The 22579-nt window shown below is 63.9% G+C and carries 17 protein-coding genes; 12 read left to right on the forward strand and 5 right to left on the reverse strand.

Annotated features, from left to right (window positions below):
- Positions 1-39: 39 nt before the first annotated feature.
- A complete protein-coding gene (locus FJ417_RS05245) occupies positions 40-1335 on the forward strand; it encodes a lipopolysaccharide biosynthesis protein (RefSeq protein WP_140655334.1) in 1296 nt (431 codons plus the stop codon).
- Between the two features lie 126 nt (positions 1336-1461).
- Here the strand turns inward: FJ417_RS05245 and FJ417_RS05250 are convergent, their stop codons facing one another.
- The 3 genes from FJ417_RS05250 to FJ417_RS05260 are packed head-to-tail and all read right to left on the reverse strand — an operon-like array spanning position 1462 to position 4345.
- Positions 1462-2385 (reverse strand): DUF6492 family protein, encoded by a 924-nt coding sequence (locus tag FJ417_RS05250; protein ID WP_140782730.1) that lies wholly within the window; start codon positions 2383-2385, stop codon positions 1462-1464.
- On the reverse strand, positions 2382-3176 hold the full coding sequence (locus tag FJ417_RS05255) for a WecB/TagA/CpsF family glycosyltransferase (RefSeq protein ID WP_140782731.1): 795 nt from the start codon (positions 3174-3176) through the stop codon (positions 2382-2384). The genes FJ417_RS05250 and FJ417_RS05255 overlap by 4 nt, the downstream gene beginning before the upstream one ends.
- Positions 3173-4345, reverse strand: a complete 1173-nt coding sequence (locus FJ417_RS05260) for a glycosyltransferase family 4 protein (protein WP_140782732.1) — start codon at positions 4343-4345, stop codon at positions 3173-3175. The genes FJ417_RS05255 and FJ417_RS05260 overlap by 4 nt, the downstream gene beginning before the upstream one ends.
- Before the next feature lie 170 nt (positions 4346-4515).
- Here FJ417_RS05260 and FJ417_RS05265 point away from each other — a divergent pair, with 170 nt between their 5' ends.
- From FJ417_RS05265 to FJ417_RS05290, 6 genes are all read left to right on the forward strand, one after another.
- Positions 4516-5514 (forward strand): glycosyltransferase, encoded by a 999-nt coding sequence (locus FJ417_RS05265; protein ID WP_140782733.1) that lies wholly within the window; start codon positions 4516-4518, stop codon positions 5512-5514.
- Positions 5483-6802 (forward strand): O-antigen ligase, encoded by a 1320-nt coding sequence (locus tag FJ417_RS05270; protein WP_140782734.1) that lies wholly within the window; start codon positions 5483-5485, stop codon positions 6800-6802. The genes FJ417_RS05265 and FJ417_RS05270 overlap by 32 nt, the downstream gene beginning before the upstream one ends.
- A 137-nt stretch (positions 6803-6939) precedes the next feature.
- Positions 6940-7755 (forward strand): pyrroline-5-carboxylate reductase, encoded by an 816-nt coding sequence (gene proC / locus FJ417_RS05275; RefSeq protein ID WP_140782735.1) that lies wholly within the window; start codon positions 6940-6942, stop codon positions 7753-7755.
- A 321-nt stretch (positions 7756-8076) separates the two neighbouring features.
- Positions 8077-9483 carry a PTS transporter subunit IIC gene (locus FJ417_RS05280; RefSeq protein ID WP_140782736.1) on the forward strand — a complete coding sequence of 469 codons (1407 nt, stop codon included), beginning with the start codon at positions 8077-8079 and terminating at the stop codon, positions 9481-9483.
- A gap of 184 nt (positions 9484-9667) precedes the next feature.
- A complete protein-coding gene (locus FJ417_RS05285; protein ID WP_140647720.1) occupies positions 9668-10129 on the forward strand; it encodes a PTS sugar transporter subunit IIA in 462 nt (153 codons plus the stop codon).
- A gap of 14 nt (positions 10130-10143) precedes the next feature.
- Entirely contained in the window at positions 10144-10431 is a 288-nt protein-coding gene (locus FJ417_RS05290) for a PTS sugar transporter subunit IIB (protein ID WP_140655311.1), read from the forward strand.
- Positions 10432-10438: 7 nt separating this feature from the next.
- Here the strand turns inward: FJ417_RS05290 and FJ417_RS05295 are convergent, their stop codons facing one another.
- A complete protein-coding gene (locus FJ417_RS05295) occupies positions 10439-11779 on the reverse strand; it encodes an NAD(P)H-dependent oxidoreductase (RefSeq protein WP_140782737.1) in 1341 nt (446 codons plus the stop codon).
- 412 nt (positions 11780-12191) lie between these two features.
- Between FJ417_RS05295 and FJ417_RS05300 the strand changes: the two genes are divergently transcribed.
- Genes FJ417_RS05300 through FJ417_RS05315 form a run of 4 tightly spaced genes read left to right on the forward strand, consistent with a single transcriptional unit; the run spans position 12192 to position 17747 of the window.
- On the forward strand, positions 12192-13640 hold the full coding sequence (locus FJ417_RS05300) for a TolC family protein (RefSeq protein WP_140782738.1): 1449 nt from the start codon (positions 12192-12194) through the stop codon (positions 13638-13640).
- 38 nt (positions 13641-13678) lie between these two features.
- The gene (locus FJ417_RS05305; RefSeq protein ID WP_140710020.1) at positions 13679-15811 is read left to right on the forward strand and encodes a type I secretion system permease/ATPase; all 2133 of its coding nucleotides are present in this window, start codon (positions 13679-13681) and stop codon (positions 15809-15811) included.
- A 15-nt stretch (positions 15812-15826) separates the two neighbouring features.
- A complete protein-coding gene (locus FJ417_RS05310; protein WP_140782739.1) occupies positions 15827-17116 on the forward strand; it encodes an HlyD family type I secretion periplasmic adaptor subunit in 1290 nt (429 codons plus the stop codon).
- On the forward strand, positions 17106-17747 hold the full coding sequence (locus FJ417_RS05315; RefSeq protein WP_140655301.1) for a ribbon-helix-helix domain-containing protein: 642 nt from the start codon (positions 17106-17108) through the stop codon (positions 17745-17747). The genes FJ417_RS05310 and FJ417_RS05315 overlap by 11 nt, the downstream gene beginning before the upstream one ends.
- Before the next feature lie 86 nt (positions 17748-17833).
- On the opposite strand, the gene FJ417_RS05320 is transcribed toward FJ417_RS05315, so the two are convergent.
- Positions 17834-18784, reverse strand: a complete 951-nt coding sequence (locus FJ417_RS05320; protein WP_140782740.1) for a transglutaminase-like cysteine peptidase — start codon at positions 18782-18784, stop codon at positions 17834-17836.
- 323 nt (positions 18785-19107) lie between these two features.
- Here FJ417_RS05320 and FJ417_RS05325 point away from each other — a divergent pair.
- On the forward strand, positions 19108-22579 hold a 3472-nt coding region (locus FJ417_RS05325; protein WP_140782741.1), incomplete at its 3' end, for a tandem-95 repeat protein.

A 22579-nucleotide genomic window follows, 5' to 3' on the forward strand; every position in this document is an offset into this window, starting at 1 on the left:
CGCCGCGTTAAACTTTCCAGCCTATGTATCGCCCCCGACATGACCCAGGCCAGCGACATGCCGCAAAGGCGAAGCTTCGCGCGGATCGGCCACTTCGTGGCCACCCGCCGGAAACTGGTGTCCGACTATTTTTCGGCGATCAGCGGCGCCGGCGGCCGGCTGGTGTTCTCGCTGGCCTATTTCGTGGCTTTGGCCAACACGCTTTCGATCGCCGAGTTCGGCATGTTCGCGACCGCGTCGGCCGCCGGCATCATGCTGTCGCGCATCCTCGCCTTCGGATTCATTTCGGCGCTATACCGCACCGCCACCATCCGCCCCAACCTGATCGGCACATTCACCGCCGGTTTCCTGCTTCTCGGCGTCTTGTCGCTGCCGTTCCTCGCCGCCGCATCCTACATCGTCTACCTGATCTTCTTCGCCGGCGCCGTGCCGCTGTCGGCTTTCGCCGCGGTCGTCTTCGCGGAAGCGCTTCTGTGGCGACCGGTCGAAGTGGCGCTGATCGTCAACAACGGGCTCGGCAAATTCGGGCGGGCGGCCGTGCTCGCCATCCTGGCGACGGCGCTCAGGGCAGTCGGCGCGATCCTGTTCATGCTTGGCGCGCAGCACAGCATCGGCGTCTGGTCGCTGTTCTACATCGGCGCCAATGCCGCCTCACTCATCGTCGCCTTCGTCTTCTTCTATCCGCGCCAGCGGCTGAGGCTGCGCGCCGAGCTTTATTTCAGGCGGCTCGCCGATTCCATCTATGTCGCCGGATCCGAAGTGCTGTTCTATCTGCAGATGGAGTTCGACAAACTCCTGGTGCTGTCGATCGGCGGGCCGCATCTGGCCGGCATCTACGCCATCATCATGCGGCTGGTCGATCTCACCGCGATCCCGATCCGCACCTTCTCGATGATGCTGGTGCAGCGCATGATGCGGGCGCCGGAGCTTCTGTCGCGGCTAGCGGTCAAGAGCGGCATCGAGGGTGGCGTGTTCCTGGTCTCGACGCTGGCGCTGGTATCGCTCGGCATCGTGCTGCATTTCTTCCCGAACGCGCTCGGCAAGAATGTCGCCGAGGCAGCGCCGCTGGTGGCACTGGCGGTCTGCGTACCCGGCCTGCGCAACCTCGTCGAATACCAGGCCGAGCTTCTCTTCGCGCGCGGCCAGACGGCAGTGCGGGCGATCAATCTCGGCCTGCTCGCCGGCCTGAAAGGGGTGCTGCTGACCTATGTGCTGACAACGATCCCCGACACGGCCAATCTGGTGCTGTCGCTCAACATCGTCTTCCTGCTGCTCTATCTCGCCTCGATGCTGCTGACCTATTCGGCCATGCGCCGCCCGGCGAAGGCGATCTGATTCAGGTGAGGCCGGCCTGCAAACAGCGGCTCCCTGCGCTTCCGGTGCTCACGTACTTTAGTACGCTCCGCTCCGGTTCTCGGAAGCCACTGTTTTCGACTCGGCCTGACCTGAATCCCGCGCAGGCTAATCAAGGCCGATCAGGCGGCGGATGCGGCCGATATCGGTGCCGATGAAGGACTGCATGCCGATCGCCACCTGTTCCGGCGCCATGGTGTCGACGAAGCGGCGGAATTCCTCATCAGACAGCGGCTCGCCGTTCCAATGGACGCGGCAGAATTCCTCCGAACCATGGAAATGGCCGGCGCCTTCAAGCACGTCGTCGACATAGCGGCCATAGATCATGCATTCGGAGAACTGGCGCGCCGAACCGACGACGCCGACCCAGTCGCGGCCATGCACCTTCTCGATGCGCTCGCACATCGCGTCGACCGTCTCGCGGCGCCAGGCGATCAGCGTCGAGATGTAATCGTGGCTCGATTGATTGGCAGAATCGATGCCGAGCGCGGCACCGGCATTGCGCGACCAGATGCGATGCTCGTCATGTCCATCGTTCGACAGCACGCCGTCGCGCCGGAACAGCCGCACCTTGCCGTCGCGCCAGAAAGCGCCGGTGTCGAAGGGTTTCAGGAAGGCGACGTCGGAATCGCAGAAGACCAGCACGTCTTCCTTTGCCTGCCCGGCAATGGCGATACGCCGCAGCTGCTGCACATGCCAGCCGCGCAACGGCTGCGTTTTCAGGCTCAGCCAGACGCGGCGGCGAAAACCGCTCAGCGGATCGTCGAACACGCGCAGCCAGCGCGGCAACAGGTCCCGCTCGTCGATGACGCTGCGACGGCTGCCTTCCAGCTGGCGAAACAGCGCGACGTCGCGATGCTCGGTGAGGATGTAATGATGCGCCACGCCAGTGACATGGCGGTCGATGGTTTCGCACAGAAGCCGGCAGCGCTCGAAATCGGGAGCGTAGCTCGCCGTGACGATCGCAGCCAGGGGCATGCGCGGCAGCGGTTCGATGGCGGTGGAGGTGCCCGGCACGAAGCGGCTGTTCACCGGCGCGCCTCCGCTGGCCGCGGCCCAAGCGACAGCTTTTGCCTGACGACGCGCCACAGGAACAGCGGATTGCCGACGATGTAGCGGCGCCACAGGCGGCCGGGCTCGATCCACAGGCGAAACAGCCATTCAAGCCGCAGCCGGCGCAGCCATAGCGGCGCGCGCGGCACAGAGCCGCTCATGAAATCGAGCAGCGCGCCGACCGCGACCGGCAGGGTGCAATGGCGACTGTCGATGTGGCGTTCGATCCACAATTCCTGGCGCGGAACGCCCATCGCGACGAGGAGCACGTCGGGCCGCAGCCTGGCGATGCGCTCGAGGACCGCCGGCTCCTCGGCGGCGGAGAAGAAGCCGTCATGGATGACGACGAATTCGTGCTGCATGGCGAGCGTCGAAAGCTTCGCACACGCGGCTTCGGCATTGGCGCGCGTCGTGCCGAGCAGCGCCACCGTCAGCGGATGCGACGAGGCCTGCAGGAAGGCCGGAATGAAATCGGTGCCGTTGAGGTTGCTGGGGAAAGGCGCGCCGTAAAGCAGCTTTGCCGCCATGTCGACGCCGACGCCGTCGGGGAGGATGAGGAAGTTTTCCAGCGCCTCGGCAAAGACCGGATCGGTGCAGGCAAGGTTGGCATTGTGGGCGTTGAGGAAGCTCACCTTGGTGAAGCGACGCTCGTCGATCAGCCTGGTGAGCAAGGCGATGGCCTCGTCCCAGCGTATGGCAAGCACGGGAATGCCCAAAATGGTCTTGAGCGTGTCGAAGCCGAAGGCGGCGCGCGCGGTGTGCATGTTCATGCGGCGACCTCCTGCCTGACGGCGCCGAGCTTCTCCAGGCCAAGCCCGATCGCGGCATCGAGCGCCTTGAGCTGGCGGCGATGGAAGGCGCTGCCGTCGTCGTCACGGACATTGGCCGCGGCCGCCTGGAGAGCAGCGGCGAAGGCAATCGGATCGTCGGTCACCACGCAATTGTCGGGACGATAGCCGATGCCGCGCAGCGAGCGGCTGGTGGCGACGGACGGCAGGCCGAGCTCGAAGGTCTCGATGGTCTTCAGCTGCACCCCGCTGCCTGCGGTGCTGATCAAGGGAATGACGGCGGCGCTACGCACGAAGGCCTGCGCGTCAGGAACCCTGCCGACGAAGGAAACACCGGGATGCGGCGAGCTGACGCCGGCAGGCATGTGGCCTGCGATCCTGACGCGGAAATCCGGCTTCAGATGCGGCACGACCTTGCTCAGGAACCAATCGAGCCCGATGCGGTTCGGCTGCCAGGTCCAGGTGCCGATCAGCGCGGCGTCGCAATCGACATGGCGCTTCGCCTTGCTTGCGGGCTCCTGCGCGCGGGTCACCAGCGGCAGCACCGCCGAGCGTCGGTCGGAGGCGACGCCAAGTGCGGCGCGGTCTTCCTCGGCCAGCGTGAAGACAAAGCGCGCGGCGCTGCAGAGGCGCTCCTCCATGACCTTGAGGAGCCTGGCCTCGCGGTGGAACATCCAGCGCTGCAGCGCGCTGCCGGCCGCGGCGGCATTTTCCTCGGCCGAGCGATGCTCGACATTGTGCGCGACGAAGACGAATGGACGGTCGGCGAGAACCTTCTCAAAGGCACCGGCGAACTGCACCGAATTCAGGACATAGCCATCGAAGGGACCGGCGCGCTCGATGGCGGCGCGGACTTCGCCGTCCGAAACGACGCGCAGCTTGACCGAGGAAAAGGTAAGGCCTGAGAGAACCGCCTTGCCCAGCCAGGCAAGCTTGCGCAGCGGCCAAGCGCTTTCGGTGCGGACCTCGACGGCGTCGAGCACGATGATGTTCTGGGGATCGGACGGAGTCTTCCCTGGCCAGATGAAGCCTATCACCGTCACGCGCACGCCGGCCCGCCGCAGCGCGTCGATGATCGCGGCGTTGGCAATCTCGTAACCCGAGGCGAGAGCGCCATCAGGCACGATCGATGTGGCGAACAGCAGATGCATTTCACCTATCCTTGGCTGCAGCCGGTAGCAAAACGCGGTGAAGCCTTGATTAAATGGCACTGTCAAAGGCCGAAGACCCGACTTTTCCGACAGGCGGACGACAAGGTGATTAACGAAGCGTTATCACCGCGATGCTATCGAGGGCCCGGAACCCACGCTGCTGGAAACGGATGATCCCTTTGCCGTCCGACGCTTCTGTATCGATCGCGGGACGGTCACCGGGGCTCGCCGCCGAGACCGTCGAGGCGGTCGTGACGCTGCCGACCTTCAAGCGGCCGAAGCAGGTGCTGGAAACCTTGGCTTCGATCAAGGCGCAGCGGACCGGCAGGCGCTTTGCCGTCATCGTCATGGAAAACGAGGCCGAGGCGCGCGAGGGCGCCAAGGCGGTGTTGCCGCTGTTCGAAAGTGGCGAGATGCCAGGCATCGTGATCATCGCGCATGAGCGTGGCAATTGCAGCGCCTACAATGCCGGCTGGCAGACGGCGATCCTGCAGTTTCCCAATTTCAAGCACCTTTTGGTCATCGACGATGACGAGATCGCCGAGCCAGACTGGCTGGAGCGCATGTGCAACGCCGCCGAGAGCCTCGGCGCCGACATCGTCGGCGGCCCGCAAGTGCCGGTTTTTGCCGATCCGAGCCACGCCAGATGGGCCGGACATCCGGTCTTTGCACCACCCTATCGTGAAACGGGCCGCGTGCCGGCGCTCTATTCGTCCGGCAACCTGCTGGTGAGGCGCAACGTGCTTCAGGCGATGGGACCGCCCTTCCTCGATCTGCGGTTCAATTTCATGGGCGGCGGCGACTCCGACTTCCTCAGTCGCTCCGAGCAGAAAGGCTTCTTGCTCGGCTGGTGCGCCGAGGCAAAGGTCAACGAGACCGTTCCGGCCCGGCGCGTCGAGGCCGACTGGATCCGCGCCCGCAGCCTGCGCAATGGCGTGATCTCTACGCTGGTCGAAAAGAAGAAGCGGGCCGGCACGCCGCTTGCCGGCCTCAAGGTTTTCCTGAAGAGCCTGGCGCTGCTTGCGGCCTCGCCGTTGCGCGGCGCCGTCCGGCTGGCGCGCACCGGCTCGCTGACGAGCGGCCTCTACCCGGTCTATGTCGCACTCGGCCGGGTGCTTGCCGAATTCGGATATGCCAATGAGCAATACCGACAGCCTGAGAAGAATTGAGCGCGCCCCGCTCAGCGCCGCCTTCACCAGGGAAGGTCTGGCGACGGCTATCGCCGCGCTGTTGTTCACCGTCATCATCGTCTCGTTCCGGCCCTTCCAGCCGGCAGGCGCGGAGCTGACCGGCGACGGCGGCGACATCGTCAACCAGCTCGGCTTCGGCTCGCTCGGCGCGGTCTCCATCTTCTCGCTGCTCGCCTTCGCCGATCCGCGTGTGGTGCGCTCGCTGGTGAGCCCGTCCTGGGCGCTGATGCTGGGCTTCTTCTTCCTGTCGGTGGTGCTCGCCACCGATCCGCCCGCGGCGATGCGCGCCGCCTCCTTCACCATGATCGGCATCATCACCATGGCGACGATCCTGGTGCTGCCGCGCGACGCCGACTCCTTCGCCAGGGTGGTGATCTTCACCGCCGTCGTGGTGATCGGCCTTTCCTATATCGGACTGATCGTCTTCCCGCATGAGGCGCTGCATACCGCCGACTCGCAGGAGCCCGAGCATGCCGGCCTGTGGCGCGGCGTCTTCACGCACAAGAACATCGCCGGTCCGGTGATGGCCTGTTTCAGCTTCGCCGGGCTCTATCTATTCCGACGCGGCCAGCGCTGGTGGGGCGCCGGCATCTTCTGCGCGGCGATGATCTTCATGCTCCACACCGGCTCCAAGACGACCGCCGGGCTGATCCCGTTCTCGATCATGATCGTCGTGCTGCCCAGCCTCATCGGCATGCGGCTGGGCACGCCGATCCTGTTCGCGCTGGCGATCGTGGCCACGGCCGTCGGCACGCTCGGCATCGTCTTCATCCCATCGGTGAAGCATCTGGCGGCGATCTATTTCCCGAACCTGACCTATACGGGACGCACGACGCTTTGGGAGTTCGCCGGCGAGATGCTGGCGAAGAAGCCATGGACCGGCTACGGCTATGAAAGCTTCTGGGGCACGCCGCTGCTGCTCAACCAGGACCAGCCCTTCGACCGGCCCTGGGATATCCGCACCATCGTTCACGGTCACGACGGCTATCTCGACATCGCCGTGCTGATGGGCATCCCGGCGCTCTGCGTCGCCGTCTACACCTTCCTGATCGCCCCCTTGCGCGATTACATGCGCATCCCGGCGCGCAAGGAAAACATCTTCCTCGGCGATTTCTTCATGATGGTGGTGCTGTTCACGGCGCTGAACGGTTTCCTGGAGAGCTTCTTCTTCCACCGCGGCGATCCCGTCTGGCTGTTCTTCGTGCTGGGCGTGCTTGGCCTGAGACAAGTCTCGCTGCGACCGATCCCGGTTCGCTCTTCGAACTAATTGGTTATGCAATTCCGGACGGAAAGCCGCTGGACACTTTCCTGGAATTGCCTCGACCTGGCCGATCGATCTCCTGCCGACTGCCCTTTTCCGTTGCGCCGCAACCGTCTAAGGAGAGCCTTCTTACGGAGGTTTTCATGACGATCAGGCTGGTTCTCGCCGGTTGCGGCAATATGGGTTACGCCATGCTCTCGGGCTGGCTGAAATCCGCCAAGCTCGAGCCGCGAGCGGTGTTCGTGGTCGAGCCCAACGCGGAACTGCGCCGGCGCGCCGAACATCTCGGCTGCCACGCCGCGGCCGACGCTGCAGCTATCCCGGCCGACGCCGTGCCCGATCTTGTCGTCATCGCTGTAAAGCCGCAGGTGATCCGCGAGGTGACGGCGCGCTACAAGCGCTTCGGCGACGGCAGGACCAGCTTTCTCTCCATCGCCGCCGGCACGCCGGTCGCCACCTTCGAGGAAATTCTGGGCGAGCTCGCGCCGGTGATCCGCTGCATGCCGAACACCCCGGCGGCGATCGGCAAGGGCATGATGGTGGTGTTTTCCAACCCGCTGGTCTCGGACGACGTCCGCCGTTTCGTTGCCGAACTGCTTTCGGCGAGCGGCGTCGTGACGACGATCGACGACGAAGGCCTCATGGACGCCGTGACCGCCGTCTCCGGCTCCGGCCCGGCCTATATCTTCCACTTCATCGAGGCGCTGACGGTTGCGGCCGAGAAGGCCGGCCTGCCCGCCGCGACCGCCAAGCTGCTTGCCATGCAGACCGTCTTCGGCGCCGCCTCGCTTGCCGCCGAAGCAGACGAGGAGCCGGGCGTGCTGCGCCAGCAGGTGACCAGCCCCAACGGCACGACCGCCGCCGCGCTTGCCGTGCTGATGGGCGGCGACCGGCTGACGAAGCTCGTCACCGAAGCCGTGGAAGCGGCGCGGCTCAGGTCGATAGAGCTGGGCAAGTAGCACCCTAACCCGATCCGGGAAACAGCCCAGCCTGGCATGCGCCAAGCCGGCCAGGCCGGATCGACGATTGCTATACCGGCTAACCGGTTCCCCAAACAATCGGTGGGTTTCCCTTTGGCCCAAGGATTGCCGATTGACTTTGGCATAGGCCACCCAGATAAAACTTTCGTTCGCTGACAGAAGCAAATGTTCATTCGCTCGACTGAACATGCCGGCCTCGTCGGCGAGTGGGGAGTGCCTCGGCCGGGAGGGCCGAGGCGTCATTGAGTTGCGGGCGTCATTCATGCTTCGAGCCGAAGCCGATGCCCCTGGGGAGGTAGAATGGACACCATACTCGCAGGCTTAAAGGGAGCCATCGACACGCTCGGCGCGACAGTGCTCTTGCCGATCGTCATTTTCATCATCGCCGTGGTCCTTGGAGCCAAGGTCAGCAAGGCCTTCCGCGCCGCCATCACGATCGGCGTCGCGTTCATCGGCATCAATCTCGTGCTCGGCCTGATGTTCACCTCGATCGGCGACGTCGCCAAGGCCATTGTCACCAACACCGGCATCCATCGAGACATCATCGATGTCGGCTGGCCGTCCGCCGCCGCGATCGCTTTCGGTTCGTCGGTCGGCCTCTGGGTCATTCCGGTCGGCATCCTGGTCAACATCGTGCTTCTGCTCACGCGCATGACACGCACGCTCAATGTCGACGTCTGGAATTTCTGGCATTTCGCCTTCGTCGGCTCGCTGGTCGTCGCCGCCACCAACAATCTGGCATACGGCATCATCATTGCGGCGCTTGTCGCGGCGCTTGCGCTGCTCTTCGCCGACTGGTCGGCGCGCGCGGTGCAGCAGTTCTACGGCGTGCCCGGCATTTCCGTGCCGCATCTCGCCTCGGCGCAGATCCTGCCGATCGCCATCGTCCTCAACTGGATCATGGACCGTATCCCCGGGATCAACCGCATCAACATCAGCACCGAGACCATCGAGCGCCGCTTCGGCGTCTTCGGCGAGCCGGTGATACTCGGGCTCATCATCGGCCTGGTGCTCGGCCTGATCGCCTTCTACAACGCCGGCGATCTCGGCACCGTGCTGGCCAAGGTGCTCGGCACCGGCATGACCCTGGCGGCGGTGATGCTGCTTCTGCCGCGCATGGTAAAGATCCTGATGGAAGGCCTGCTCCCGGTTTCGGACGCCGCGCAGGAATTCGTGCGCAAGCGCACCGGCGACCGCGAGTTGCTGGTCGGGCTCGACTCCGCCATTCTGATCGGCCATCCGGCGGCGATCTCGTCGTCGCTGATCCTGGTGCCGATCGCAATCATCCTGTCGATCATCCTGCCCGGCAACCGCGTCATCCTGTTCGCCGACCTCGCCGTCATTCCGTTCATCGTCGCGATGACCGCGCCACTGGTCAGGGGCAACGTCTTTCGCATGGTCGTCATCGGCACCGTGACGCTGGCCGTCGGCTTCTACGTCGCCAACGCGCTGGCGCCGCTGTTCACAAGTGCTGCCGTCGCGTCGGGCTTCAAGCTGCCGGCGGATGCGCTGCAGATCACCTCCGTGGTCGACGGGTTCCTCTGGGTTCCTTATGTGATCATCGAAGCGATCCAGGGGCTCGGTATCATCGGTATCGTCATCATCGCGGTGGTCATCGCGGCGCTGTTCCTGTTCTACCGCCGCAACCCGCTCGGCTGGGAACGCGCCGCCGGCGCCGAGGACGAGCCGGCCGAAGGCACTGCCTGAGCCGGTTTAGGTCGTGATGGCGTTTCGTTGAATCGCCGTCACGTCCAACTCTTTGTTGGAGCATGATCTTTCTCCGAAAACCGGTTCCACTTTTCGGGATCATGCTCTAGCCTGAAACTGAAACGATCGTGCGCCCCGAAGCCTATACGGCGGGGCGCACGGTTCGCATCAAATGGAGTAGCCCTTGTCAAATGGCCTGATCCAGCTCCTGGACCCAGAGGCGGTCGTCCTCGGTTCCGACGCCTCGACCAATGAGGAGATCATCCGCATCCTGGCCTCCAGGCTGGAGGCGCTGGGCTACGTCAAGAGCAGCTACGCCGACGCCGTCGTGCGGCGCGAGATGACGATCCCGACAGGCCTGCCGCTGGAGCGCGCCGACAATGTCGCGGTTCCGCACACCGACCCCGAACATGTGCTGAAGCCGGGGGTGGCGATGGGCACGCTCAAGCGACCCGTCACCTTCGCCAATATGGAAGATCCCGACGAGAAGCTGCCGGTGGGCTTCGTGTTCCTGCTTGCCATCAATGACAAGGACAAGCAGATTGACACGCTGCAGACCGTCATGGCCACCATCCAGAATCCAGCGGCGCTGGATGGCTTGAGGACGGCCAGGACCTTCGATGACGTCCGCGCCATTCTCAGCTGACAAGAGGAAAGAACATGTCCAGACAGAAAACCATTCTTTTTGCCTGCGGCACGGGCGTCGCGACCTCGACGGCGGTCAATGCCGCGGTGACCGAGGCGATGAAGAAGCGCGGCCTCAGCTTTCACGCGCAGCAGGCCAAGGCCACGGAAGTGCCCGGACTGGCCGATAGCGTCGACTTTATCGTCGCCACCACGCCCATCTCGGCATCCGTGACCAAGCCGGTGATCAAAGGGCTCCCCTTCCTCACCGGCATCGGCAAGGACAAGGCGCTTGACGACATCGAGGCGGAACTGCGCAAATAGCAGCGGCTCAGCCCGACAGGGCTGGTGAAGCAACCTTCGCTCCGTAGAGCATGTCATCCTGCAGCCGGCGCAGGGCGTAGAGCCTCGTCGTCCGGTCCGGCGCAGCATTGTCCTCGGTCAACAACGCACCCTTCCTGACAGACTTCAGCACCTTGCCGCCTTCGAGCAGACCGACCGGCACGGCACGACTGGCGCGCGCATCGGCAATCGTCATGGTCCAGGAGCGGTAGCAGGTCTCGCCGATGGCATCGAAGGTCTCGCCCGCGGCGAGGTCGCGCTTGGCGACCGCGCAGACTTCCGCCACCGGCCTCGGCAGAGGCACCATGTCGGGCTTGCCGTGGAGCATGATGCGGGCGGCGGTAAGCGGCACCTCCAGCGAAGTCAGGTGAAAGGGCCGGAACAAGCCGTAATAGGGGCCGTGGCCGACATGGAGATCGTCCAAGCGCTCGACAATGCGCGGATGCATCGCCTCGACGATGACGAAGACGCCGGGCGCCACGCCCTTGCCGATCGTATAGTCGACGACGCCCTTCCTCGACAGGAGGCCGCCGTCCTCCCGTGGGATCAAAACCTTGGCCAGTTGATCGCGATCGGCCTTGGGGCCGTGCATGCCGGGGACATCCGGGACCAGGCCGGTGGCATTGGCGATGGCGCACATCTCGACCATGGTTTTCGAGCCATCGACGAACTCGACCAGCATGCGCGGGTTCATGTTGCGCCGCGCCGCCTCTTCCCGACAATCGTCCGGAACGGCGTCATGGTTGAGCGGATTGTTCTTGCCCTTGCCGGCCGCGACGATGCCTAGCCCAAGCGCCGAGGCGAACTCGATCAGTTCCATGCAGCTCGACGGCTCGTCGCCCGCGCCGACCGAATAGACGACACCCAACCGGTCGGCCTGATGCTTCAGGTAGCAGCCGATGGTCACGTCGGCCTCGACATTCATCATCACCAGATGCTTGCCATGCTGCATGGCCATCAGGTCGAAATCGGCAGCAACGCCGGGTTTGCCGGTGGCGTCGATGACGACGTCGATCAGCGGGTTGGTGACCAGCATCTCATTCGAGGTGATTGCGATCCTGCCGCTCTCGATCGCCCGGGTGACCCCGGAGCCGGTCTCGGTCTCGGCCGCCATCGCCTCGTCGCCATAAGCGATGCGGATCGCCTCGCGGGCGGTGTGCGGGCGCCGCGTGGAAATGGCCGCGATCGAAATGCCCGGCATCAGCATGCCCTGCGTCACCAGATCGGTACCCATCTCGCCGGACCCGATGACGCCGATGCGCACCGGCCTGCCCTCGGCGGCGCGCCGGGCAAGATCGCGGGCAAGCCCGGTCAAGGCGACATTGGTCATGCAAGAAAATCCACGGCTTTTTTGCTTCGGCCGGCAATACAGGGAACGATCCGCTTTTGCCAATCAAACCAGGCTGAAATGGCGATTTCTTGCGCATGCTTTGCAAGGCCGCAGCAGATTTTGGGGGAGCTTGTGCATGGCCGCCGCACGATTCGCCGTTTCTTTCCGGCCATTAACCATTGCAGCGCGCTTTGAACGGGAAAAGTCCGACGGCCGCCCCCGGTTTCTGTGCCATTTTTGCTACAGGTTTTGGCCCTAATGTCCGAAATCGTACTTTTAAGGGGTGTCTAATCCATTATATGCTCACAACCTCGAAAAATCTGATAGATACTGGCCGAAAGCTCCGGTGGCAGGCTTGGGCAAATAAGCGCCAATAAAAAAACAATGGCGCGGGGATAGTCGCGGGGTAGAAATGACCAGGACGGGTAAAATTACCGTCAGCTGGCGCGTTGCGCTTGCTGTCACGGTGTCGATGCTGGCTTGTGGTAGCGCCAGCGCACTCACACTCAAAGAAGCCGTTGCCGTCGCTGTGGAATCCAATCCGGAGATTGGACAGGCGATCGAAAACCGCGAAGCGATCGAATTCGAGCTGCGACAGGCCAAAGGCCTTTATCTTCCCAGCGTCGATCTGGAAGCATCGACCGGCGTTCGCCGCCTGGACAACGATACACGGCGAGCGCTCGACCAGGATCATGAAGCGCTTTATCCGAACGAGGCCGATCTCACGGTCTCGCAGACGCTTTATGACAGTGGCGCAAGGCGGGCCGAACTGAACCGCCAGGCCTCGCGGGTCGACGGCGCTTCCTTCAGGGTTCTGGAACGGTCCGAGTTCATCGGACTCGCAGTCGTCCAGGACTATCTGGAATACATGCTGCAGGCTTCGATCGTGGCCGAAGCCAAGAAGAACCTTGGCTTCCATCAGTCCATCCTCGGCGACATCAAGCAAGGCATCGCGGGCGGCGCGCTCAACGACGCCGACCGGCAGCAGGCCGAGGAACGCCTTTATGCCGCCAAGGCGCGGATGCAGGAAGCGACCGAAGAACTCGAGGCAGCCAAGATCCGCTTCTTCAAGAATGTCGGCAAGCCGCTGACCAACGCGTCGCGGCCGGCCGATGTCGCAGCCGCCCTGCCGCGGTCGCTGGACGATGCGATCGGGCTCGCCAGGCAGAACAATCCGCGCGTCCATATGGCCAACAGCGACATCGATGCCGCCGCTTCGCTGGTCGACGCGGCGCGGGCGAAATACGGCCCGACGATCACCGCCGAAGGCGTCGCCCGGGGCGGCTATGACATCGACGGCGACAATGGCGACGCGAGCGACCTGCAGGCCCGGGTGGTGCTGCGCTGGAACCTCTATCGCGGCGGCATCGACAAGGCCAACGAACAGGAACAGATCCGCCGCACCAGCGAGCAGCGGCTTGCGATGCACCAAGTGCTGCGCGAGATCGAGGAAGCCGTGCGCACCTCGTGGGACCGCCGCTTCCGGCAGGCGGAACTGGCAAAGACGCTGCGGCAGCAGGCAGCCACCAATGAAAAGCTGGTCGCCTCCTATCGCGAGCAGTTCAAGGTCGGGCAGCGCTCGCTGCTCGATGTGCTCGATGCACAGAACACGCGCTTCAACACCGCGACACTGGCCGACACGTCGTCCTACGCGTCGCTGTTTGCCCAGTACCGGCTGCTGGCCGCGACCGGCGAATTGCTGAAGACACTCAACATCCAGCCGGCCAAGCAGGCCGCGGCCTACGCCCGTGAGGAATTCGGTGTGCCGGCTACGGCCGATACCGAGACCTATGCGCGGACGCCGTCGGAGCAGAAGAACGATCTGCCGTTCGACATCCTCGCGCCGGTCAGGAAAAAGTAGCCGATGTAGCGTCGATCTTCGGTCCTTCGGGGCGGATCGTGAACCAGCAACCCAATATCCTGTCGCCCAAGGAGGCTTTCAAAGCCTGCTTCTGCGCTGTCGCTGCCTATCTCGGCAGGCCGAGCGCGGAAACCGTGCTGTTCGCCGGCGTGCCGATTTCGGAGACGCGCATCGAGCCCGACGAAATCCGCCACTTGGCCGAGCGCATCGGCCTGGAGGTCCAGGATTTCAGCCATCACGATTTCCTGCGTGGCCGCTTCGATCTTCCGGCCATCATCTTCCGCGTCAGCCAATTGCCGGTCGCCCTCCTGGCGGAAATGGAGGGCGGGCAATATCTGACGGCGCCGCAGGAAAACGGCCGCACCACGATCGCCAGGTCGGAACTCGCCGAAAGCTACATCAGCGGCGGCACATCCTTCTCGATCACCTATGCCAACCAGGCCGAGGAGATGACGGTCGGCACCGCGGCCCGGATCGAAAGGCGCCACTGGCTGACCGGCACCATGGGGTCGTTCTGGCGCACCTATTCAAAAGTGGTGCTGTCAGCGGTGTTCATCAACCTGCTGGCGATCGCCTCGCCGATCTTCACCATGAACGTCTACGACCGGATCCTGCCCAACAAGGCGATCTCGACGCTGTGGGTGCTGGCGCTCGGCATCGGCGCGGCGATCCTATTCGACCTGCTTCTGAAAACGGCCAGGGCGTCGCTGATCGACTATGCCGGCCGCAAGGCGGACCTGCGTATCTCCTATCTGCTGTTCGAGAAAGTGCTGAATTCCTCGCTTTCGGCGCGGCCCGGGTCGACGGGCGAATATGCAAACCGCGTCACCCAATACGAATTCGTGCGCGAGTTCTTCACCTCGAACACGGTCAGCGTCTTCATCGATACGATCTTCGTCTTCGTCTTCTTGGCTGTCATTTACGCCATCGGCGGCTGGCTGGTGATCATACCGGCGTTGGCCTTCGTCATCTCCGTCATCGTCGGGCTGATCACGCAGCGGCGAATCGGCAAGCGGGTCGCGGCCTCGATGAACGAGGCCTCGCAACGCCAGGCGCTGCTGGTCGAATCCATTTCGACGCTGGAAACGATCAAGTCGCTGCGCGCCGAAGCCTATCTGCTGCGCAAATGGGGCGAGCACTCGAAGAACGCGGCCAACACGTCGGAGAAGATCAAGGAGCTCTCGGCGGCGGCGGGCAACATCACCGGCGCCATTCAGCAATTCGTGACGGTCGCCCTGGTGGTTGGCGGCGCCTATGCGTTCTCGGAAGGCCATGTCTCGACAGGCGCCATCATCGGCACCGTCATGCTGGCCGGCCGCGCCGTGGCGCCGCTTGGCCAGATCGCCATCACGCTTGCCCGGTTCCGCCAGGCCATGCTGTCGCTCAGGATCATCAACACGATCATGTCGCAGCCAGAGGACCGCCCCGATACGGTCGGTTTCGTCAATCGGCCGATCCGCAGCGGGGCGCTGGTCTTCAAGAATGTCGGCTTTGCCTATCCGGGCACGGAAAACGAGGTTCTGAGCGGGCTCAACATCGCGGTCAGGCCCGGCGAGCGGGTCGGCATCATCGGCCGCATCGGTTCCGGCAAGACCACGATGGGCCGGCTGATCGGCCGGCTTTTCCTGCCGACGTCGGGGGAATTGCTGCTCGACGGCATCGACATCCGCCAATACCACCCCTCGGAGGTCCGCGCCGCGGTCGGCATCGTCGCTCAGGCCGGCGACCTGTTTTCGGGAACCATCAAGGAGAACCTCTTGATGGCGGCGCCGGAAGCCACCGACGAGGAGATCATCGATGCGGCGAAGGCCGCCGGCGTCGACGACTTCGTCTCGCGGCATCCGCGCGGCTACGACATGAATGTCGGCGAGCGGGGCACCAGTCTCTCGGGCGGACAAAGGCAGGCGGTGGCAATCGCGCGACTGCTTTTGACCAAGCCGAAGATCGTCTTCCTCGACGAGCCATCGGGTTCGATGGACCTCGCTTCCGAACGGCAGTTGATCAAGCAGCTCAAGGTGGCGTTCGACCGCAGCACGACGCTGATCGTGTCGACCCATCGCTACAGCATGCTGGAACTTGCCGACCGCCTCATCGTCATCGACCAGGGCCGCGTCGTCGCCGACGGGCCGAAGGAACAAGTCATCCAGGCATTGCAGAAGGCAAATGCCTGACCGGAACGCATGGACATGCTAGCAAGGGAAGACCGGCCACCCCTATTCGCCTCGGCGTCCGTCTACATCGTCGGAGCGCTGTTCGTGTGTTTCACGGCCTGGGCGTCGTTCGCCGAGGTGGATGAGATCGCACGCGGCGACGGCAAGGTGATACCCGCTTCGAAGACGCAGATCATTCAGGCCAGCGAACCGGGCGTCGTGCAGGAGATCGCCGTCCAGATCGGCCAGACCGTCAAGAAGAACGACCTCATCATCCGTCTCGACAATTCGGGCAACACTTCGAGCCTTGGCGAAGAGAAGGCCAAGGCGCGAGCGCTGCAGGCGCGCATCGCCAGGCTGCAGTTCGAGCAGAGCGGCAGTGCCGAAGGGTCGTTTCCCTGCCCTGTGGAAATCCAGAAAGTCGCGCCGGAGATCTGCGACAACGAGCAGAAGCTGCTTGTCGCGCGCCGCGACAATTTCGAGGTCAAGCTGTCGGTTCTCAAATCGCGCCTCGACCAGCGCGAGAAGGAGCTGGACGAGGCCACCGCCAATGCCGACCGCCTGTCCAAGAGCCTTGCCGTCACCGACCAGGAAGCGGCGCTGGTCGAACCCATGGTCAAGAAAGGCCTGATGGCCAAGACCGAACAGATCCGCGTCGAGCGGGAACAGACCGACCTTCGCGGACAGCTGACCCTTGCGGGCGAGACCATCAAGAAGAGCCAGGGGGCTATCACCGAGGCGCAGCTTCAGGTGAACGAATTGGGCCTGCAATTGCAGCAGGAGGCGTTGAGCGACCTGACGCAGGCGCTCGCCGATCTTTCCGTGGTCGACGAAACCATCCGCGGCGCCACCGACAAGGTGGCGCGCACCGACATCCGCTCACCGGTCGACGGCATCGTCAACACGCTCGACGTCAACACGCTCGGCGCCTTCGTGCAGCCAGGCGCGGTCGTGGCCGGCATCGTGCCGACATCCGAAACGCTGCTGGTCGAGGCCAGGGTTTCGCCGCGCGACGTCGCCTTCATCCAGCCGAACCAGGAGGCGCTGATCAAGGTCACGGCCTATGATTTCTCGATCTTCGGCGGCATCGAGGGCAAGGTCTCCAACATCACCGCCGACAGCCTCGTCGACCAGAAGACGGGCGAGCCCTACTACCAGGTGCGGGTCGCCACCGAGAAGTCGACGCTGACAAGGAACGGCAAGACCTATTCGATCATCCCCGGTATGATCTGCTCGGTCGACATCAAGACCGGACGCAAGACGATCCTCAACTATCTTTTGAAGCCCATCAACAAGGCGCGTCAGGAGGCAATGAGTGAGCGATAGCGCCATCCATCCGGACACCTCGCGCGAACGGCTGCTGCCGGCGCTCGCGGCCGAGGATTTCGGCCCGGAATTTCGCGTCGTGGCGCGCGGCGGCGTGCGTCGCGGCATCCGACTGGAGCGCGCCTTCTGGGTGTCGCTGAAGCAGATGGCCGAAAGCCGAAAATGCACGATCGGCATGCTGGTCGAGGAGATCGCCGAACACCATCCCGACCAGGGCAATCTCACCTCGGCGATCCGCGTCGCCTGCATGCGCGGCCTCGCTGAGGAAAGCATGGAATTGCGCAAGCTTGCTTCGATCCGCACGATCAATGCAATCCTGATCGCCTGCCCCTCGCCCGCCTTCGCGCTGTCTTCGTCGAAGAAGATCCTGGCCTTCAACACGCCGTTCCAGCAACTGGTCAGGCGTCAGTTGCCGAGCGCGCCGGGCGAGGATGGGCGCCAGGACCTGAAGCTGGCGCTCGACCTCAACGTTCCCGACATCTTCGCCCGCCTCGACGCCAATGGCGAAACGCCGGTCACCAGCGGCTTCGTGATCGGCGCGGGCGAGCGCCGCTATCGCGGCCAGCTCAGCGCCGTGCGCGCGCCTGTCACCGATCCGGAACTGCTGATGGCTTTCGTCTACAACGGGTAGGAAAATTCCAGGAACAAAGGCGCGTCGCGGCTTCCCTGGCGGGATCGAGCGGTTCTGCGTCCTGGTGGAACGTCGACCGCTACAGTCTACTGCCTCAGGCTCGAAGCCGCCGATGGTTCCGGCGAGCCTTCACCCGGAGCGACGGTCGCGAAGCCGCCGGTGATGTCGGCGATCTGCGCGCCGGACTTCGACCCATGGATCCAGGCGCGATCCGTGCTGAAGGAATAGAGCGGAACATAATCGGGCAGTTCGCTGTCACGCAAGACGGCGTTGCCGAGGCTGTCGAGGATGAAGGCGCCGCTTCCTGTGCTTACCGACAGGACGGCGTGGAAGAACTTGCGGCGGCGATCCTGGAGCACCACGAGCGACATGCTCTGCGCCGGGATCCCGGCCCTGAGCAGCGCCGCCATCTTGAGTATGGCGAAATCCTCGCAATCGCCGGCGCGATGTTTGAGGATTTCCGAAGGCTTCGCCCAATAGTCGAGCTTGCCGTAGACGACGCTGTCCTTGCGATAGGCGATCAGGCGGTTGATGCTGCTGTTGACGAAAGCGAGCTTCTCGCGAAAACCCTTGTCGGCGGCAATGTTGATGATCTCGGCGAAAGCCGGGCTCTCGCGGTCGCAGACGCTGCCGGCGGTGCAATCGACGATGGCCCTGTAGACGGGAGTCCAGCGCGCCGCCACCGGGAAGTTGCGCATCGACAAAGCGACGGAGCCGAAGACGCCGGGGATGATCGCGGCGGTCTGGATCGGGTCGATGCCGGGATCGGCCTCGGCGCTCGAGCGCGCTTCAACAGCGTAAGCCGCTGCCGGCGCGTAGCCTGCCGAAACCTCCGCGATCCGGTAAGCGGTGGCCGGCCGCCAAGGCAGCGGCCGGGCCAGCGAAACACCGCCGAGGCTCGCCGGCGCAAGCACCTTTTGCAGGACCGGATCCGGGCCCGGATTCGCGCCGGCGGACGATGGATTTGCCAAACCGGCAAGGCCGATCGCCAGCAAGAGAACCTTGATCCCCGTCGGGGCTGCTTTTTGTATTTTCATAACGCCCACCTTTGACTGTGGACGCTACCAATCTTGTCTCAAATTATCGGAAAGGAAGGTAGGTAAATTTCCGCGAATCACTCTATTCTGCTTTGCATCAAATTTTATTCAAATTTATACTTTCATTTACCAAGGCGGAGGCGCGCGGCGCGGTCAATCCCGCCTTCCTTAAGATCATGCATATCCAGATATATCATCGCGATTTACCAAGTGTAAAAAATGCGATTCTCTACATATTCGAGTATATGAAATAGATTGAATGTCTGTTGCAAAGTCCAGGCCTGACATGTCTCTTTCCGGGAAATGCCGGAGGGGCTTTAGCTATGACAACCAATATCGAATTCGACGCCGTTTCAAATTCCTGGGACGAGCACACGAGCGCTGGTGAAAATCATATCTCGACGGGTGTCCAGGTCGCGCAGGCGACCACCGGTCAGGCTGCAAGCGAGCCGGTGCCGGTCGATGTCGGCAGCGGCGCGCCGGCGCAGGGCACGGCCAATGCGCCAGCCGCGAACCAGCCGGCAGCCGATGCCAAGGCCCCTGCTTCCAACGCTCCCGCAACGGCGGCAAATGCAGCGGCAGGGAATATCCCGCATGAATATCACGTCGAGGCCGGCAACGTCGTAAAGCTTCCGGCCAGCGTGTCGATCGACAACATCAAAGTCGACGGACATGATCTCGTCCTCACGCAGCCCGATGGATCCCAGATCGTCATCAAGGACGCCGCACTGAATGTGCCGACCTTCATCCTCGGCGACGTCGAGGTGCCGCGCGTGGCCCTGATCGCCGCGCTCGAGGCAAGCCATGTCGATGTCGCCTTCGGCGCCGACGGCTCGATCTCGGCTGGCGGCAACGGCTCGCCGGGCAGCGCGGGCGGAAATTTCGAACATCCCGCCGGCGGGATCGGCGACGGCTTCGGCCTGACGTCGCTGCTGCCGCCGACGGACCTGGCGTTCGGCCAGCCTGAACATCGCGAGCTGTTCCCGGGGTTGCTGCCGGACTCGACGCCGACGATCCTCGACCTGACGCCATCGACCAGCGGCGGCGACACCACCGTCAACGAGAAGGGGCTGCCGGCAAGCTCAGGATCGGAAGGCTCGGGCGAGGCGCAGGATCCCGCCCCCAACACCGACCAGTCCGAGATCAACAGCGGCACGTTCGCCATCAACTCGCCCGACGGCATCGGCTCGGTGAACATCAACGGCACGAATATCTCAGGCGCCGAGCTTGCCAACAGCGCGTCGACGCCGATCAACATCACCACGCCGCTCGGCAAGCTGACCATCAACGGCTACGACGCCGCCACCGGCCAAGTGAGCTACACCTACACGCTGGAGCATAGCGCGCAGCATCCGGACGGTGCCGGTACCAATTCCACCTTCGACAACTTTACGGTGACAGTCACCGACAGTGACGGTGACGTCTCGCTCCCCGGCACGCTTTCGGTGCAGATCGTCGACGACGTGCCGGTTGCGCATGACGATGTCGCCACGCAAGGCACCGAAAATGCCCCGGTGACGGTGAATGTCATCGCCAACGATGTGCCCGGCGCGGACGGCGTGAACATCGCCGATCCTACGAAGGTCAGCTATGTGGCGAACTCGCTGACGGGCTCCGGCACGGTCACCTATCACAATGACGGCACCTTCACCTACACGCCGGCTGCCGGCGAGCAGGGCACGGTGACGTTCCAGTACCAGATCGTCGACGGCGACGGCGACCCGTCGGTGGCGACGGTGACGATCAATCTGAAGCCGGATTCGACGCCCACCATCGATGTGACGCCGCAGAATCCCGATGCGAACGGCCACAGCGCGGCGAGCGAGGCCGGCCTTCCGCCGCATGATGGCCTGCCTGCGGGTTCGGGCGAAATCGCCGACAACGACGCCAACAACAACAGCGACACCAGCGAGACGACGACCGGCGCGCTGGCTATCACCACCGGCGGCGACACGATCGGCCACCTCTACGTGACCGACAAGGACAACACCCAGATCGAGGTGACGAACGCGGCCGGCGGCATCCTGGTGCACGGCCAGTATGGCGACCTGACCATCACCGGCACGCCGGCGACCGGCTACACCTATTCTTACATGCTGCTCGACAGCACCACCGGTAACGGCACGCATGACGATTTCGCCGTCAAGGTGGTCGATTCCGACGGCGACCCTGCCAACACCACACTTACCATCGACATCGTCAACGACGTGCCGACGGCGCATGACGACGTCGCCACGCAGGCGACCGAGAACGCGCCGGTGACGGTGGACGTGTTCGCCAACGACGTGCCCGGCGCGGACGGCGTCAACATCGCCGACCCGACCAAGGTCAGCTATGTGGCGAACTCGCTGAGCGGCGGCACCGGCACGGTCACCTACAACAATGACGGCACCTTCACCTACACGCCGGCCGCCGGCGAACAGGGCACGGTGACGTTCCAGTACCAGATCGTTGATGGCGACGGCGACCCGTCGGTGGCGACGGTGACGATCAATCTGAAGCCGGATTCGACGCCCACCATCGATGTGACGCCGCAGAATCCCGATGCAAACGGCCACAGCGCGGCGAGCGAGGCCGGCCTTCCGCCGCATGACGGCCTGCCTGCGGGTTCGGGCGAAATCGCCGACAACGACGCCAACAACAACAGCGACACCAGCGAGACCACGACCGGCGCGCTGGCTATCACCACGGGCGGCGACACGATCGGCCACCTCTACGTGACCGACAAGGACAATACCCAGATCGAGGTGACGAACGCGGCCGGCGGCATCCTGGTGCACGGCCAGTATGGCGACCTGACCATCACCGGCACGCCGGGGACCGGCTACACCTATTCTTACACGCTGCTCGACAGCACCACCGGTAACGGCACGCATGACGATTTCGCCGTCAAGGTGGTCGATTCCGACGGCGACCCTGCCAACACCACACTTACCATCGACATCGTCAACGACGTGCCGACGGCGCATGACGACACGGACGCGGCGCAGTCCGGCGAGACCGTGACCGGCAATGTCGAGGCCGGAACGAGCACGCATGGCCTCGGCGCGGCAGACACGGCTGGAGCGGACGGTATCGCATCCATCAGTTGGACGAACGCCCAAGTGAACGCCGGCGTGACGACAGTAACGGGCACGCATGGCGTGCTGACGGTCTTCGCCAATGGCGAATACAGCTATCAGGCCAACCCGAACACGCCGACTGGCACAGACGCGTTCCACTACACGATCACCGACGGCGACGGCGATACCTCGCCGGCGACGCTGACGATCGAGGTGACCGGCAGCCAGCCGCGTGTGGTGGCGGAGGTTGCGGCGGTCAACGAGGCGGGCATCGATACGACGACGCCGGTCGGCGACCTCGGCCCCGGGACGGTGGACGGCTCGCATGCCGGCGACGGCTCGGAGACCACCACCGGTACGCTGACCTTCTCGGATCCCGACGGGGCGACCGTGACCGGTGTTCAGGCCGGCGATGTGGGCAGCGATGTGACCGGCAATGTCGGCGCGAACATCGATGGCACCTACGGCATCCTGCACGTCAACGCGGACGGCACCTACACCTATACGCTGACCAATCCGGAAGCGAATGTGCCGGCGGGCAACGACGGCCCCAATGTGCAGCCCGGGCAGGACGTGTTCACGTTCACGGTAACGGATGGCTTTGGCAATACGTCCACGTCGACCATCACGATCAATATCACGGATGATGTTCCATCGGTGACGGCCTCGGCCAATGCGGCCGCGGTGGTCTCGCTCGACGAAGGCAACACCAATGCGGGCTCGCCGCCGTCGA

Source organism: Mesorhizobium sp. B3-1-7 (genome assembly GCF_006439385.1).
In the GTDB taxonomy this organism is placed as follows: Bacteria; Pseudomonadota; Alphaproteobacteria; order Rhizobiales; family Rhizobiaceae; genus Mesorhizobium.